Genomic DNA, 16,287 nt, shown 5'->3' on the forward strand with positions numbered 1-16,287 from the left:
AAAATATGCCATGTCGTGTTGATAATGATTTGCAAATAGTTGAACTTTAGGGATGCTAGCCCTAGATTCAAAAGAATGAAACCCGCCAAATGGGCCGGGCGGTACAAGGAGCTGAATTTTGCATCCGGGACACCTTTTTGTTGCTTTGGGCTGGTTGTCGGTCGGACTGGGGGTGGCAGGGATTTTTCTGCCATTGCTGCCGACAACGCCCTTTATGTTGCTGGCGGCCTGGGCCTTTGGCAAGGGGTCGCCGCGCCTGCATCGCTGGCTGCATGAACATCCGCGCCTGGGACCGCCCATTTTGCAATGGAAACATCACGGTGTGATCAGTCTGCGGGCCAAAATTATGGCGGCAGCAACATTTGCCGTGATGATTGGCATGTCGATGATTTTTGTTCAGGCCTATTGGGTACCGCTGGTGCAGTTGGCGGTGGCGATTCCGGTGTGCATTTTCCTGTTTTCCCGTCCGTCAGTTCCGCGCGCCCCCCTGCCAGAAAGTGATCATTCGGTTTCGTAAGGCCCCAAAGCCCCAAAGCCCTCAGCCCGATTTGCGGCTGAGTTCCTGCTGGCAATTTTCCTCTAGCATATCAAGTTCTTCAAGGGTCGCATCAATATCGGCGCGCTGTTTGCGCAGGGTATCACGGCGCTCGTCAATTTTGTCGATCAGGGTGGTCAACTGGGTGATCTCGCTGCGGTCGGTTTCATACAGGTCCAAAAGATCGCGAATTTCCTTGAGCGCAAATCCCAGCCGCTTGCCCCGCATGATCAGGCGCAGGCGCACCCGGTCACGCTGGCCATAAATGCGGGTTTGTCCCTGACGCTCGGGGGCGATCAGGCCCTGATCCTCGTAAAAGCGAATGGTGCGAGTGGTGACATCAAATTCGCGGGCGAGATCGGTAATCGAAAAACTGTCAGTCATGAAACATCTTTAAAGTTTACGCTTACGTAAACGAAAACTACATGGTTTTGCCCGCAATCACAATATGCTGTGCTCTTTGGGCAAATCGACATGGAAGGTGCTGCCTTCACCCGGTGCGCTTTCCACATGGATATTGCCGCCGTGGCGTTCGACGATTTTTTTGCAAAGCGCCAGACCAATACCTGTTCCGGCATATTCGCCATAACCATGCAGGCGTTTGAAAATCTCGAAGATGCTGGTGTGATATTGCGGGTCGATGCCAATGCCATTATCGGAAACGGAAATGCGCCAGAAGCTTTCAAACTCGCGGGCAGAAATGCGGACCTCGGCATGGGCCGGGTCGCTGTATTTCAGGCCGTTTGACACCAGGTTTTGAAACAGCTGCAACAGCTGGCTGGGGTCGCCAATGACGACAGGCAGGTCTGGTTCGCGCATAACATTGCCTGCCGGGGCGGCCTCGGCGCGTTTAAGGTTGGCTTCGATCGCATCAAACAGACCGGTTAACGGGACCGGCTGAAACGGTTTGCCATGTCGCCCGACCCGCGACAGGGTTAGCAAATCGTCAATCATGCGCTGCATGCGCTGGGTGCCATCCACGGCGTAATGAATGAATTCGTCTGCCGTATCATCCAGTTGCCCGCGATAGCGCCGGGCCAGAAGCTGGGTGTAGCTTGAGACCATGCGCAGGGGTTCCTGCAAATCGTGCGACGCGGCATAGGCAAACTGTTCCAGTTCTGCATTGGAATTTTCCAATTCCTGCATGGTGTTCTGGATTTCAAGTTCGTGGCGTTTGCGTTGCGAAATATCGCGCAGGGTAATGATGTAATGATAGCGGCCATAGGCGGTAAAATGGCTGATCGCGACTTCCAGCGGAATATTGTGACCATTTGCCGGGCAGGCAAGAATTTCGATCACCCCGGTGCCAAGGTCGGTCAGAAGGCGGTCGCTGGGCGGTTTTGGGGGCGGATTATTGCCGCAGTCAGGCAGCAGAAACTGAATGATATTCTTGATTTCCGGGTCGCCCTGTGGCCCGCATAATTCTTGGGCGCGGGCATTGAGTGGTTCCAGGTTGCCATCTTCGGAGGCGACAAGAATGGCATCAATCGTGTTTTGCAAAATGGCGCGCGTGCGGTCTTCGCTGCGGCGGGTTTGTGTTACAAGATCGGCCAGTTCGGCAGCCTGCCGACGCAATAGCTGGTCGCGCTGAACGGCTAGTGTGACATCGCGCACGGTGATGGCACAGATCACACCATCATTGGGAATGGATACGGGCTGAATACGGATGGATTGCTGCATTTGCGGGAATTTTTGCGCAAATTGCGATTGGGGCCGTAATGGCAGCACCGATTTGTTCAGCGAGGGCGAAATCATCGCTGGCATCCCCAGCGACAGGCAGTCGGCAATCGCATTGTGAAGTCGGCGCGGCAGGGCCGTGCCAAAAACATCTTCCATGCTTTTGCCAAAAACTTCCTCGGCCTTAAGGCCGGCGGCCTGCTCCATCCAACTGTTCCAGAAGCATATTTTACCGTCATGTTTAACCGCGATGATGCCGACATCGCTGTTTTCCAGCAAGGCAAGAGACAGGTTTACATCTGGCGATGAATAGGGGGCGGATATGTTCGATGCTTGCGATATTTGTGAGGCTTGTGACGTTTCCGGTGTTTCGGGGGCTGCCTTTATATCGTGCGAAGCTGTCCCGCCGCTTTTTGCTGCAGAATGTTTTGTGTCGGTTGGGTCATGTTTGCCATCAGACATGGCTTTGATGCTCCTTGCGGCCGGGAGTGCCGGTAGCACGGGGGCGCCGGAATAATCCTAGCTTAGTGCGTTCTGCAGATAGCGGTTTACCATCCGCTTTAAGGTCTGGATCGAATCCAGATCCATCACAAATAGCACATATCCGTCGATATCGTTTTCCCGCAGCATGAACTGAACATGCAGGATCAAAAGAAACGGAGCGCTTGTTTCCGTTTCCGGTGTGCCGGGCGGGCAGGTATCCGTCATCAGGTCGCGGGTTTCACATTTACGGAAAATCGGCATCGAACAATTGATGGGATGCCCGAGAATATTGGAAATACTGCCCAGGCAGGCATTGAGAATGATATTGCCAACCTCCATCAGGGCTTCCTGTTCCAGGTCGCCAAGGCTGTCGAGCGGCACATCGACCTGCAACAGGCGGCGCACCAGCTCCAGGCTGCGTTTTTCGGGAAATACCAGCAGGGCATCGCCGTTAAACGGGCCATTGAAACTTTGCGTGACAGCGGAAACAACTTCACTGGGGGCTGCAATCAGGTTGGCATCGGAAAAACGTTGCACAAAGCTGATTGAGGGGACGGTCAGTTCGACAGATTGATCCACCATTTCCGAGAGCGACGCCGCCGCCCGACCAACACCGATATTGATCAGCTCGGTAATCGTGTCGCGTTCGAGATCGGATAAATCAATCATGAGCGGCTTCTTTGGCTGAGAAATAGGCGGTGATTTTTTCCTGGGTCGGCGGTTTGGCAATGAAATCCATGCCAAGGGCTTCGGCCTGCTTTTGAATATCCTGCTGGATATTGGCGGTCAGCAGGGCCACGGTGGCATCGGGGTGCTGTTGGCGGATAATGGCACCCAGTTCCAGCCCGTTTTTGCCCGGCATGTTAAAGTCGATGATAAAATAATCAAAACTTCTGGCGTCGGCCTTTTGTTGTGCGCTTTCGGCTTCGGCGGCTTCATCAATTGTCCAGTCGGGAAAACCGCTTTCGATAAAGGCCCTGATCAGAAGGCGGGCAAATTTGCTGTCATCAACCAAAAGAACGGAACGGGGATATGACATGAAATCCTCAAATTGGTGCAGCACGAAGCTGGCGGAGCAAAAGACCTGGCCGTTTTATACAGGTGCAGGGGCATGTCAGTATAGGCCAGATTGTCATACCTGTTCCAGTTGTTCCATCAAGGGCACGATTTCGGCAGGCGGCCGTGCTTCGGAGATCAGAAAACCCTGGACCTCGTCGCAGTTATGGGCGCGCAGGAATTCCAGCTGGTCGTGGGTTTCCACCCCTTCGGCAATCACGCGCAAACCAAGATTGCGCCCCATCAGGATGATGGTGTTGGTAATCGCGGCATCGTCCGGGTCGGTGGTAATATCGCGAATAAAGGACCGGTCGATCTTGATGGAATTAATGGGCAGCCGTTTCAGATAGGTCAGGGATGAATAGCCGGTGCCAAAATCGTCAATCGCGATCTGGACACCTAGCCTGCGGATTTCGTTTAGGATGGCAATGGCGCGGTTCATGCCCTGCAACATTACGGTTTCGGTAATTTCCAAAACCAGGCGCGATGCAGGAACACCCGTTTCGTGAAGAATATTGGCAACGGTTTCGGTGATCCGGCCTTCGATCAGTTGCCGCGTTGACAGATTGACCGCTACCACAACTGGGCTGACCCCCTGGGCATCCCATTCAACGATCTGTTCACAAACGCGGCGTAGCACCCATTCGCCAATTTTTCCAATTAGTCCGGTTTCTTCGGCAATGGGAATAAACTGCATGGGGGAAACAAAACCGCGCCCCGGCCGGTTCCAGCGTAACAGGGCTTCCAGCCCCGAAAGGCGACCGGTCGCCAGATGTATTTTGGGTTGATAATAGACTTCAAACTGTTCGCGCTTGATGGCATCGCGCAGGTCGTTTTCCATTGCCAGCCGGGCAGCGGCACTTTCATTCATCATTTTGGTGAAGAAATGATAGGTCCCGCCGCCGCGTGCCTTGGCACTATACATGGCGGCATCGGCATTGCGCATCAGGGTGGCAAAATCATCGCCATCCGCCGGGCTAAGGGCAATGCCGATGGAGGGAGTTACAAAAAGCTGCCGGCCCCGAATTTCAAAGGTGGGCGAGAAAGCGTCGATCACGGTTTGCGCCAGTGTTGCTGCTTCCTGGGTTTCGCTCAATTGCGGAATAATGATCAGGAATTCATCTCCGCCCAAACGGCCCAGTGTATCGTTGCGACGCATGATGTCCCGCAGGCGATTGGCCACTTCCTTAAGCAATAGATCACCAAAATCATGCCCGAGGCTGTCATTGATCAGTTTGAAACGGTCAAGGTCGATGAACAATAAGGCCGTCGCGATATCCCGGGGGATGTCGCCTTCTGTGCTGTTTGCTGTCAGGGTGTCGCAGCCTTGCAGGGCGTCGCGCAGGCTTAGTTCCAGCATCGCACGATTGGGCAGATCGGTTAGCGGGTCGTGATTCGCCATATAAACCAGGCGTTCTTCGTAGCGGCGCTGTGCGGTTACATCATGAAACACGACGGTATAAAGCAGGTTGTCTTCAAGCTGCATGGGCTGGAAAACCGATGCCACCCGGATTTTGTTGCCATCGGCACATCGCAGGATCAGTTCGACGGAACGATCCAGCGCAGGCCGGAAAGACGTGCCGTTATTGTCGTTGCCGGTTCGTGCCAGAACCTCTGCCAGATTAAGCTGGGAAGCATCGACGATATAGTCCAGCAGATTGTGCCCGACCAGTTCGGCATCGGCGGGCAGGTGCAGCAATTGCAGGCAGGCCGGGTTGCATTGCAAAATCCGGCAATCCGAATCGATACTGATAATACCATCGGCGACGTTCTGCATGATGCCGCGCAGGCGGTTTTCCCGTTCGCGCAGGGTTTGTTCCGCTTCGCGCAGGCGCCACAGATTATCGTCAATTTCTGTGAGCAGGCCATTGGTGGAGTGGGCCAGCAAACCCAGTTCGTCCCTGGAATGGCTGTTGGGAATATCGACCTTGGTGGTGGCGGGGCTGCCCGGGTCTACCTGGCGCAGGGAATGCACAAGACGCAACAGGGGTTTGGTCAGGGTCAGATAGAAAAAGAAGGTCAGCGCAATGCCCAAAAGGAAATTGCGCACCAGCCCGGAAACCAGAATAACAACAGAGCGATTGATGAAACCGGCAGCAATAAGGCCGGTATCGACATCGATTTCAAGATAGCCAACCAGATCGGCGGAGTCGCCAACGGTTAGCGGGATCTCGTAATGCTGATTGTCGCCAAACATGATCGAGGTCAGCCAGTTCAGACTGGATGAAGATTGCTGGCGCTGTTTTTGGGCCAAAATATTGCCAAAATCATCGCGTATCAAAGCGTGATAGATCGGGTCATATTCAAACAGGCCCGAAACCACACGTTCTGCAAGGCTTTCATCCAGGCCATAGGCCGCCTGGGTGGCGGATTCGCGCACTGTCGAGAGAACCTGATTAACGGTGCGGTCAATCTGATTGCGCTCTCCGTGCAGGTCCCAGAAAATCTGAAGCGCACTAAAGCCAACACCAATCAGCAATGTAATTATAACAGCAGCGCGCGCCTGTTTGAATGACAGGCGATTTTGCCACTTCAGCCCAGCATTTTTCAGACTGGCCTCCGCTATCCACACCCCAAAAGATGGCTCTCCGACCATTTGATGATGGAAACAGTAGGATAAGGGCAGCAGAATTGCAATTGTTGCAAGGCTTATATCAGGGCAAAACGGCAAATTAATTTCGTATGGGTGGCGGTGTTTTTAGAATAATTACAGCCTTTTGTCCTTGCGCCGATATTGCAGGAAGGCGGGCGTTTCTCTTTAATAGTACTAAAAAAAGTAGTGTTTTATTGGAGTTGCACACTGCTTCCCTGCGTGATAACCAATGCGCCGAGAGAGAGAATAGTAGGCCGACGGTGGGCGCAGCCGCCACAGGCCCCGCAACCTGTACGGAGTTACACCATGACCTATGTGGTGACGGAAAACTGCATCAAGTGTAAGTATCAGGACTGCGTCGAGGTTTGCCCCGTCGATTGCTTCTATGAAGGTGAAAACTTCCTGGTTATTCACCCTGACGAGTGCATTGACTGTGGTGTCTGCGAACCCGAATGTCCTGCAGAAGCCATTATCCCCGATACCGAACCGAACCTGGATAACTGGCTCGAAATTAACCGCAAATTTGCCGAAATCTGGCCAAACATTACCCGTAAAGGGGATGCACCGTCAGATGCCGACGAATGGAACGGCAAGACAGGCAAAACCGAACTTCTGTCCGAGGCTCCCGGCACCGGGGACTGATCGGTTAACAGCCTGCAAGACCTTTGAAATCGCGCGGAATCATATTCTGCGCATGGCAGCATTGAACCGGCCGCACGGAAAAGTTCTGTGATCGGCCGGTCAGTTGTGTTATGGTACTTCCTCGCGTTGAGGGCTCGGCAGGCTCCATTCCGCACTGTCGGATTTCCGTTTTATTACCTGTCTGTTACCGCGACTAAGCCAAAAGCATGGTCGTGTGGTGCCTTCGCGTCGATTGGACCAAGGTGTTTTATATGACCAGGCCGTTTGGGCCGGAAGGAAGCTTTGATGTCGGATAAGTTGCCCTTTGCTGTTGGCGATTTTGTAGTTTACCCCGCGCATGGTGTCGGCTGTGTTGACGGCCTCGAAACCCAGTCTATCGCAGGGCAGGAACTGCGCCTTTATGTGATCAGTTTTGATTCCAGCCGCATGACGCTGCGCGTGCCGGTGAACAAGGTGGGCAACTCCGGACTGCGCAAGCTTTCCTCGAAAAAACAAATGGATTCCGCTCTTGTGACCCTGAAGGGTCGTGCGCGTGTTAAACGCACCATGTGGTCGCGTCGCGCACAGGAATACGAAGCCAAAATCAATTCCGGCGATCCGGTTTCCATTGCCGAGGTGGTGCGTGACTTGCATCGTTCGGCCACCCAGCCTGAGCAGTCCTTCTCCGAACGCCAGATTTACGAAGCTGCGTTTGAGCGTCTGGTAGACGAATTGGCCGCGATCGAAAAGATCGACAAGGACAAGGCATCGGGCAAGTTGGAAAAGCTGTTGCAGAAAGCAGCCTAATTCGCTTTTGCGAACGCCCTAAAGCATATACTTTCTAAAAACCGGTCCGGGTATTATTCTTGGGCCGGTTTTTCATCAGGAGCATATCATGGCGCAAGCAGCGGCGGTTCTTGCATCTTTAAAACCTGCGGACCGTATATGGGTTGTCGGGGCCGTAAATGGCGATATCGCGGCTTTGCAGTCGGTTCACACCCGGCTTGCGCGTAAAATACGCCCCGGTGACAGGCTGGTTTATACCGGCAATTATTGGGGCGATGGTTCTGGCGATAATGTCATTGCCGCGATCAATGAAATTTTGCTGTTTCGTCGCTTTTTCATCGCCCAGGACGGCGTTGACATGGCGGACATTGCGTTTTTGCGCGGTGCTTCCGAAGAAATGCTGACGAAAATGCAGCAATTGCAGTTTGCTCCCAATCCTGGCGAAGTTTTTGAATGGATGCTGACGCGCGGTGCGGCGGGCATTGTGCGGGCCTACGGGTTTGATCCGGCGATGGTGCAGGCCACCATGCGCCAGGGCGCACATTTGATTTCGCAATGGACCGGCCAATTAAGCGATGCCTTGCGTCGCCATCCGGGGCATGGCGCACTGATGGCCGATCTTAAACATGCGGCCTATGTCAGTGATGGCTCCCTGATTTTTGTGCATGCAGGCCTTGATTCCTCGCGTGCCCTGACGGCCCAGACCGACACATTCTGGTGGGGCGGGTCGATGTTTGAGGCCATTACCGAACGGTATTATGATTGTGCACGTATCATTCGCGGGTCATCGAACAGTCATTCCGGTATTTCGGAACGTGAATATACCCTTTCGCTGGATGCCGGGGCGGGGCGCGGTGGTACGCTGGTGGCGGCGGCTATTGGCCCGAACGGACAGATTGTCGACCGGATCGAAAGCTGATTTATCCAGTCTTACAAGACCGGTATTTTATCTGTTGTCATTTAAAAATCCCCTGCCGGCGCGAAATACCGACAGGGGATTTTTGTTTCTGCTTTGGCCCGGAAGACGTTAATTCGTGATCACTTTAACCAGCGAACCTTCAGGCGGAAGCTGGCCTGCTTCCAGACCATTGATCACGTCAAAGGTTTCTTCAGGGCGGCGATCAACAGCCATTGATTTCACAAAAGTATTGACCGTATAGCCTGGATTGACGGCGCGTACCTTGATCGACAGGGCGTGATACTGCTTCTTTTCTGACGCGGAGAGCGACCGGAAGCTATAGGTGGTGCGGCGCAGCGGCAGGTTATAGGCATCTGCCTGGTTAAGTGGCGCAAGGAACAGGAATTGGAATGCTGATTTGCCATGCAAAATGGCAACCACGCGCAATCGCGCCCGCGTGCCTGATTTCAGAGAGACATCGGCAGACCCGGTTGCAGCCTGCTGGCCATTGACATCAATTTTCTGAATATCGCGCAACTGGATTGATTTGGAGAATCCGCGCTGCAAATAGGCAGCCGGGCCCATTTGTGCCGCCTCCGGGGCCCCTTCAAAAATGATGGTAGCACCTTTGTTATCTTTGGCGACAACGGCATCGGGCTGGTTGATCATGGAAAAACCATCGGGGACTTCAAAATAGAAATCCAGCGGCACATGGACAAATTTGCGCCCGCGAATAAAACCGTTTTCCGGGCCATCGCCATACATGATGCCGTCAATTTCGGTCATGTATTTTACCGTTTCCAGGCGCGGTGTGCCCGTAACCGGGATGTTGGCGGCGGCACGGGCCTGTTGGATGCGCTCTACCGTGCGCGGGTGGGTTGCCATAATGTCGAATTGGTCCACATCGTCTGGCGACCGACCCGCCAGTTCGGCCTGCAGGCGCGCATGGGCGCGCAGTTTTTTCAGGAAACTAGCCATCGCCGCCGGGTCATATCCCGCGCGCGACAGGTACCGCACACCCAGTTTGTCGGCTTCAAATTCATGCTCGCGCGAGAAGGACTGCATATAGGCATTGGCCCCCATGCCAATCACATCGCCTGCGCCATTGCCAATGGCGGCCGAAAGCCCACCTGCCAGAATTTGCGTTAACACCCCCCGGCTGTAGCGCTGGGCGGAATGGCGGGCAACGACATGGCCGATTTCATGGGCCAGCACACCGGCCAGTTCTGCCTCGTTCGAGGCCAGTGCCAGCAGGCCGCGGGTGACGTAAACATAACCACCGGGCAGGGCAAAGGCATTGACGATGGGTGAATCCAGCACCGTGAAGGTGAATTTCTGGTTTGGGGTTTCCGTCACGGCAGCCAGTTTTTGCCCAACAGCGGTAACGTAACTTGGCAGGTCCTTGGCATCATAGCTGCCGCCAAACTGCTTAAGGATTTTCGGGTGTTCGTCTGCCCCTACCTCTGCTTCCTGTGCGGGGGGCATAAAGGCGGTAAAGGTATCTTCGCCGGTTGCCGGATTGGTGGAGCAGGCGGCAAGCCCGCTCATCAATCCGATGGCGACTCCCAGGGATGCAATTCGTGCTTTGCGCGTATGGTACCAACCTGTCACTATCCTGACCTCCACTTTATTGGGCCGGTTATGGCTTGGGGCCGTGTTTGCCAATCAGGCCCCCGATGCCGGTTTTATTGTTGTTGGTACTGCGTTGTCGGGTATTGCAGTACCGATTGTCAATTTCGTATCCCGACTTGCTGTCAGGATCAATATTACAAAAGGAAAGCCGGTCGCCAAATGCCATCCTTGTGGTCCGCAGCCCTAAATTATCTGTCCTGCCGGTGGGCTGGTCCCGTGTTGCTGGTGTGGTTGATGGTTGCCGCCATTGGCGGGTGTTGGTTTGCCCCGGTTTTTGCAACGGAGACTACTGTTCCCGCACAACTTCCTCCCCATGATGGTGGCAAAACGCCCCCCGGGCCGGAAAGTTCTGCTTTGGCGGCGGAAAAATTGCTTAACGTGCTGTCTGGTGGCTGGCGATGCGGCATCGGTCCGGCGGAGCAGTCGGTTTTTCTGCCGGCCTATGCTGTTGAGGGCATGGCGCCGCCAGTTGATATTGATGCCCTGCGAATGACCCTTCGTGCCCGTCCTGAATTGGCAATGTCTTCCGATCATTTGCCGCCTTCGACATTCCGGTTGGCTGATGTCGCCATTGTGCCGGGGCAGGAAGCAGCAGTTTTGGCCTATTTGCAGCAGCATTATCGCGATATTGCCCATGTGATTCCTCTTGCAAAGGCGCAGATGGATGACCCGCGAAACAGCAATGCAGGGATAGAGGCGAATGATTTCGGACGTGATCCGCGCCAGCCAGCCTATTTTGTCTTGCAGGATGGCAGTTGGCTGCAACAGCAGTTGGTTGGTCGTGGTATGGCGATGGTTGCACCAGGCATGGATGCGGACAAGCCGGTGGCCTTTGACGTGGTGGACGCGTCATATAATGGACCGGCAATGGCGGCGGCGCAGTCTGACCCGATGCCCGAAGGAATGCAAAAAACGGTGTCGCGGCAGGCGGTGATCATGGCCCTGATGGTAGCCGAGGAAAATGCCCGCACCGCACAACGTGGCATGTGGGGGCAGACCGGGCAAGATGGGAACAAGCAGAACGGGGGCGGGCAGAATGCTGCCAGAACGACGGCGCGTTATTATTTTGCCGCCTATGTTACGGCGGACAGGCCGGGTGAAGAAACCCCTTTCGCGGCGGATGGTATAGGTTCCTTTGCTGTCGTTTCCGGGGTATTACGCTCTGTCGAGATTCAGAAATACCGTGCCTATCTGAATTTTGGAAAGGATTGGCGCAAAGATTTCACCATTGCCCTTGATCAGGACCAGATGGCCGAAATTTCCGCCTCCGGTTTTGGTTTGGCCGGGTGGGTCGGGCGACGGGTTTTGGTGCGTGGCATGATTGAAAATCGCGGGGGCCCTTATATCGCGCCGCTTAATCTGGCGTCCTTGTGTGTGGCAAAGCAATAGACGGTTAGCACCCGCACGCGATAAGGTCAGGGAATGATCTGCGTTGAAACAGCGAATATTTTAAAGGATTTTTATGTTGTATCCGGAAATTGAACCACGCATATCGGGCTGGCTGGATCGGCCGGACGGACACCAGATTTACTGGGAGGAAGTGGGAAACCCGGAGGGTATTGCCGTTATTTTCCTGCATGGCGGCCCAGGGGCTGGAATTTCACCGTCGCATCGGCGGTATTTCAACCCGGAAAAATATCGCGTCATTCTGTTTGACCAGCGCGGTGCAGGGCGCTCCCGGCCCTTTGGGGCGCTGGAAAACAATACCACCCAGGCCCTGATTGGCGATATCGAAGCCCTGCGGATAGACCGGAATGTCGAAAAATGGCTGGTCTTTGGCGGATCATGGGGATCAACGCTTGCGCTGGCTTATGGACAGGCCTGCCCGGCGCGTGCCCTGGGCTTTGTTTTGCGCGGGATATTTTTGTGCCGCCCTTCGGAAATTGACTGGTTCATGACGGGGATGGGAAATTTCCTGCCCGATGCACAACAGCAGTTCCTGGCGGCTGTGGGGCTTGAACATAACCCGGGTGCGCAGGCGCTTTTGGCAAGATATGGCGATTATTTTGCCGGAAAATATGGGCAAGAGGCAGCAACCCGGGCTGCGCGGGCCTGGAGCGGTTATGAGGCGCGATGCTGTACCCTATTGCCCGACGAAAACCTGGTGGACAGTTTTGAAAGCGACACGGTGGCGTTGGCGTTGGCACGGCTGGAGCATCACTATTTTGTCAATCTCGGCTTTTTTAGCGACAACCAGCTTTTGGTCAATATTGATAAAATCCGCCATTTGCCCGCCACCATCATTCAGGGGCGGTATGATTTGGTGTGCCCGCCCATTAGTGCATTTGACCTGGCCCGTGCCTGGCCGGAGGCGCAAATGGTTATGGTCGATGATGCCGGGCATGCCGCAAGCGAGCCGGGCATTGTACGCGAACTGGTGCGGGCAACCGATGTTTTTTGGGCAAACGAAGCCTTCTAACACCCTGTTTTGGCACTGGAAGATTGCCCAGGTTGCATTATTTGCTAAGATAAAAATCAGCAGTGACAAATGGTAAAGGGCGCGCATATGGCCAGCAAGATTTGGGGCGTTTTGGTTGGTGTCGTTATTTTTGCGGCGGCGTATACCTGTCAGGCGCAGGAAGTTTTGAACAGCCGCAATGATGCAGCACAGCTGGGTTTTTCGACCGGTATTTTCAATATTGGTGAGGATAAGGACGCAACCGAATTGCGCCTTGATTATCGTGACAATTATGCCCTGTTCGACTTTTTGCGCCCGATTGGCGGCGTGATGGTGACATCGGATAAGGCCGTGCATGGTTATGGCGGTTTGATGACCGATATTTTGTGGGGCGATCATTTTGTAACCTCGCTTTATACCTCGGTCGGGGCCTATCATGACGGGGACGGCGAAGATCTGGGGCACTGGATCGAGTTTCGTTCCGGTGTCGAGCTTTCCTATCGTTTCGATAACCAGTCGCGTGTCGGACTGGGCTTTGCCCATATTTCCAACGCCGATCTGGGCGACCGGAACCCTGGCGCCCAGATTCTGTCGCTGACTTACACGGTTCCGGTTGGATCGATTTTAAACTGATTTTTGCGCCTTGGCCCTGCTTCCCTCAGCCTGCTGTCGGGGAAATGGGCTCGCGTGCAGTTGGTATGCTGCTTGATATACTGAAATGGTGTTTTGCTGGAAAATGCAGGGAACGGTTATCGAATAATTGATCCCGTTGCGTGAACCTGCTAAGTCAGATCACCCTTTGCAAGGTTGTGCGCCCGTAGCTCAGCAGGATAGAGCACCAGATTCCTAATCTGGGGGCCACAGGTTCGAATCCTGTCGGGCGCACCATTTCCCCTTTTTAGTCTCCAAACAACAGATGCCGATGCCGCCGGTTGCCGTTTTTGCGCGGTCCGTGATGGTTGTTGGGATACGGCAGACATTATAATGATGCTGTTGAGCTGTTTATTGTGGCATTGAGGGTTGGGGTGGGTCGCGAAAAAGCCGGGTGCTGATGAAGTCAATAAAAACCCGCAGGCGCGACGACATTTGCCGTCCCGACGACCATATGATCGAGAACTGGCCGGGATTAACCAGGAAGCTGTCGAGAATGCTGACAAGTGCGCCGGTGCGTATGGCTTCCTGGGCAAGGAAGCTGGGCATGTAGGCGATGCCGAGACCATGTATGGCAGCGGCACGCACGGCCTCCATATTGTTGCAGGTTAATACGGTATGCAGAGGCGGCAGAGACGGGGCGTCGGTAATGGCCCAATCGTGCAGTTTGCCAGACGTCGGATAGCGGAATCGCACGGCATCATGTCCGTCAAGATCATCTGGTTTTGCCGGCGTTCCTTTTTGCGCCAGATAATGCGGTGCTGCGCACAGAACAAAGCGAAACGGCCCCAGACGGCGTGACATCAGGCTGGAATCAGCCAATTGGCCGCTGCGAATGGCGGCGTCAAAACCGCCTTCCACCAGATCCACAAGATGATCGTTGAAGTCGAGATCCAGTTCGATGTCGGGGTAAAGCGACCGAAACTCAGGCAATATTGGTAAAAGAAAGCGATAGCTGATGGTTGGCAGGCTGATGCGCAGGATACCGCGCGGCGTGCCAACATTGCGCACCACCAGTTCCCGGGCATCGCGAAGGTCATCCAGGATAGTGCGGCATCGTTCGTAAAACAGCGCCCCTTCCTCGGTCAGGGAGACACGCCGGGTCGTGCGATGGAGCAGCCTTACGCCCAGTGAAGCCTCCAGCCGGGCAACGCTTTTGCCAACTGCCGAAGATGAGAGACCAAGGTTTCGCCCGGCTTCGGCAAAGCTTAGTCGTTCTGCTGTCCGCACAAAGGCGGAAATATCGGCAAGGCGATCCATAACCTGTCTATTACATCCAATTGGTCCGCAATGATCGGAATATAAGCATTATTATCGCCTGGTGGGCAATGAGTAATGATGCGCGCCGATGTGAACAGGGCGCCCTTACGCCAGCCACCCAACCAGGAGAAATCGTTTAATGACCGACACGGAACATGTTCAAAAAGGGAGCCTGTTGGTTCTTGGGGCCGTGTGCCTTGCTGCGCTGACTCTGCCGCTGAGTTTTTCGGCCGGAGCCGTCGCAACGCCAGCAATCGGGCGTGATATGGGCGGTAGCGCCGCTGCACTGACCTGGATAACCAATGCCTTTATGCTGACATTTGGCAGCCTGTTAATGGCAGCGGGAACCCTGGCGGACCGGTATGGACGCAAGCGGGTTTTTACGATTGGCGTGGCGACTTTTACCGGTTTCTCGCTGGCACTGGGTTTGGCACCGTCGGTATGGTTGATTGATTTGCTTCGCGCCGGGCAGGGGGTTGGCGCGGCGGCGGCCCTGGCCGGGGGTGGTGCCGCGTTGGCCCAGGAGTTTGATGGCCCCGCCCGCACCCGCGCTTTCAGTTTGCTGGGCACCACCTTTGGGGTTGGTCTTGCCTTTGGTCCGGTCGTGACCGGTCTGCTGATTGAGGGGGTTGGCTGGCGTGCCATCTTTCTGACCAGCGCCGTGATTGGCATGGCAGCCCTGCTGCTTGGCCCGCCACGCATGCGCGAAACACGCGATCCGGCAGCAAACCGTCTTGATTGGCCTGGGGCGGTTAGTTTTACGGCAATGTTGACCGTTTTTACCGTTGCGATGATTCAATCCTCTGTCATTGGCTGGCAAAGTCCGGCGATGCTGGCACTTGGCGCGGTGTTTCTTCTGTTGCTGGTGGTGTTTTCTTTTATCGAATTGCGCTCTGCCCGGCCCATGCTGGATTTATCACTGTTTCGCTATCGCCGTTTTGTTGGCGTTCAGCTTCTACCTATTGCGACCTGTGCCTGTTTTGTTGTCTTTCTTGTTATATTGCCGCTGCGTTTTATCGGGATCGAGGGGCGAAGCGAGATCGAAACCGGTTTTTTGATGCTGGCACTTTGTGCCCCGATGCTTGTTGTGCCGATGATGGCGGCAAAACTCGCACATCGTGTTTCACCTGGCATCTTGTCTGCCATCGGCCTGTTGGTAGCAGCAGGGGGGATTATCTGGCTGGGTCGTGTAGCGGTGAGGGACAGTCAGTCTACCATTCTGCCGATGTTGCTGATTGGAATTGGTACTGGCCTTCCCTGGGGGCTGATGGATGGCCTGTCTGTAAGCGTGGTGCCCAAGGAACGGGCAGGAATGGCAACCGGTATTTTTGGGACGGTGCGTGTCGCCGGGGAGGGTGTGGCGCTGGCCATCGTCAGTGCAGCCCTTGCCGTGTTAACGACAGCCGCTCTTGCGGGCTTCCCCGGTTTGTCAAAGGTGGTTTTGGCAGAGGCAGGCCAAAAACTGGCCGTTGGTGATGCCGCCGGTGCGATGGCGTTGTCATCCCGGTTTGATAGTGTGACCCTGCTTCACGCTTACGATAGTGCCTTTGCCACGCTGTCCTGGGTGCTGGCGGGTATTACGATCGTGTGCGCCGTTGCTGTTTTCTTGCTGCTTGCACGGCAACATGAGCCCGAAGTGAGCTAGGTCATTTTCATTGCGGGCGGTGTTGTTTGGGCTTTATGCCATTTACTGTGCT

At 54.8% G+C, this 16,287-nt stretch carries 15 protein-coding genes and 1 tRNA gene; 9 read left to right on the forward strand and 7 right to left on the reverse strand.

All coding sequences use genetic code 11. The annotated features are described in order from the left end of the window. Window positions 1-118: 118 nt before the first annotated feature. Window positions 119-517: a YbaN family protein gene (locus tag LF95_RS13690; protein WP_143182042.1), complete on the forward strand. Its 399-nt coding sequence runs from the start codon at window positions 119-121 to the stop codon at window positions 515-517. Between the two features lie 21 nt (window positions 518-538). Here the strand turns inward: LF95_RS13690 and LF95_RS13695 are convergent, their stop codons facing one another. The 5 genes from LF95_RS13695 to LF95_RS13715 all read right to left on the reverse strand — a co-directional run bounded on the left by LF95_RS13695 (window position 539) and on the right by LF95_RS13715 (window position 6,323). Further along, on the reverse strand, window positions 539-919 hold the full coding sequence (locus LF95_RS13695) for a MerR family transcriptional regulator (protein ID WP_073955601.1): 381 nt from the start codon (window positions 917-919) through the stop codon (window positions 539-541). A gap of 57 nt (window positions 920-976) precedes the next feature. After that, window positions 977-2,674: an ATP-binding protein gene (locus LF95_RS13700; protein ID WP_083607683.1), complete on the reverse strand. Its 1,698-nt coding sequence runs from the start codon at window positions 2,672-2,674 to the stop codon at window positions 977-979. Window positions 2,675-2,731: 57 nt separating this feature from the next. Continuing rightward, window positions 2,732-3,364 (reverse strand): chemotaxis protein CheC, encoded by a 633-nt coding sequence (locus LF95_RS13705; RefSeq protein WP_073955602.1) that lies wholly within the window; start codon window positions 3,362-3,364, stop codon window positions 2,732-2,734. Continuing rightward, on the reverse strand, window positions 3,357-3,734 hold the full coding sequence (locus tag LF95_RS13710) for a response regulator transcription factor (protein ID WP_073956288.1): 378 nt from the start codon (window positions 3,732-3,734) through the stop codon (window positions 3,357-3,359). Before LF95_RS13710 ends, LF95_RS13705 begins: the two co-directional genes overlap by 8 nt. A 93-nt stretch (window positions 3,735-3,827) precedes the next feature. Then, window positions 3,828-6,323, reverse strand: a complete 2,496-nt coding sequence (locus tag LF95_RS13715; protein ID WP_252509765.1) for an EAL domain-containing protein — start codon at window positions 6,321-6,323, stop codon at window positions 3,828-3,830. Between the two features lie 327 nt (window positions 6,324-6,650). Here LF95_RS13715 and fdxA point away from each other — a divergent pair, with 327 nt between their 5' ends. From fdxA to LF95_RS13730, 3 genes are all read left to right on the forward strand, one after another. Then, window positions 6,651-6,986, forward strand: coding sequence for a ferredoxin FdxA (gene fdxA / locus LF95_RS13720; RefSeq protein ID WP_073955603.1), 336 nt, complete (start codon window positions 6,651-6,653; stop codon window positions 6,984-6,986). Window positions 6,987-7,271: 285 nt separating this feature from the next. After that, window positions 7,272-7,772 carry a CarD family transcriptional regulator gene (locus LF95_RS13725; RefSeq protein WP_073955604.1) on the forward strand — a complete coding sequence of 167 codons (501 nt, stop codon included), beginning with the start codon at window positions 7,272-7,274 and terminating at the stop codon, window positions 7,770-7,772. Window positions 7,773-7,860: 88 nt separating this feature from the next. Next, window positions 7,861-8,670, forward strand: coding sequence for a hypothetical protein (locus LF95_RS13730; RefSeq protein ID WP_073955605.1), 810 nt, complete (start codon window positions 7,861-7,863; stop codon window positions 8,668-8,670). Between the two features lie 108 nt (window positions 8,671-8,778). Here LF95_RS13730 and LF95_RS13735 read toward each other — a convergent pair whose 3' ends face one another. Then, a complete protein-coding gene (locus tag LF95_RS13735) occupies window positions 8,779-10,197 on the reverse strand; it encodes a M48 family metalloprotease (RefSeq protein WP_073955606.1) in 1,419 nt (472 codons plus the stop codon). Window positions 10,198-10,440: 243 nt separating this feature from the next. Between LF95_RS13735 and LF95_RS13740 the strand changes: the two genes are divergently transcribed. The 4 genes from LF95_RS13740 (at window position 10,441) to LF95_RS13755 (ending at window position 13,567) form a co-directional block, all read left to right on the forward strand. Then, window positions 10,441-11,670 carry a hypothetical protein gene (locus LF95_RS13740; protein ID WP_143182043.1) on the forward strand — a complete coding sequence of 410 codons (1,230 nt, stop codon included), beginning with the start codon at window positions 10,441-10,443 and terminating at the stop codon, window positions 11,668-11,670. Between the two features lie 73 nt (window positions 11,671-11,743). Continuing rightward, window positions 11,744-12,700 (forward strand): prolyl aminopeptidase, encoded by a 957-nt coding sequence (gene pip / locus LF95_RS13745; protein ID WP_073955608.1) that lies wholly within the window; start codon window positions 11,744-11,746, stop codon window positions 12,698-12,700. Between the two features lie 87 nt (window positions 12,701-12,787). Further along, window positions 12,788-13,312 (forward strand): acyloxyacyl hydrolase, encoded by a 525-nt coding sequence (locus LF95_RS13750; protein WP_073955609.1) that lies wholly within the window; start codon window positions 12,788-12,790, stop codon window positions 13,310-13,312. 178 nt (window positions 13,313-13,490) lie between these two features. Beyond that, window positions 13,491-13,567: transfer RNA gene (locus LF95_RS13755), tRNA-Arg, on the forward strand. 114 nt (window positions 13,568-13,681) lie between these two features. Here LF95_RS13755 and LF95_RS13760 read toward each other — a convergent pair. Next, a complete protein-coding gene (locus LF95_RS13760) occupies window positions 13,682-14,590 on the reverse strand; it encodes a LysR family transcriptional regulator (RefSeq protein WP_073955610.1) in 909 nt (302 codons plus the stop codon). Between the two features lie 139 nt (window positions 14,591-14,729). On the opposite strand from LF95_RS13760, the gene LF95_RS13765 reads away from it, so the two are divergent. Further along, complete coding sequence (locus LF95_RS13765; RefSeq protein WP_073955611.1) at window positions 14,730-16,235, forward strand: MFS transporter; 1,506 nt, start codon at window positions 14,730-14,732, stop codon at window positions 16,233-16,235. Window positions 16,236-16,287: the final 52 nt, after the last annotated feature.

Origin of the sequence: Thalassospira sp. TSL5-1 (genome assembly GCF_001907695.1) — a bacterium.
Lineage (GTDB): Bacteria > Pseudomonadota > Alphaproteobacteria > Rhodospirillales > Thalassospiraceae > Thalassospira.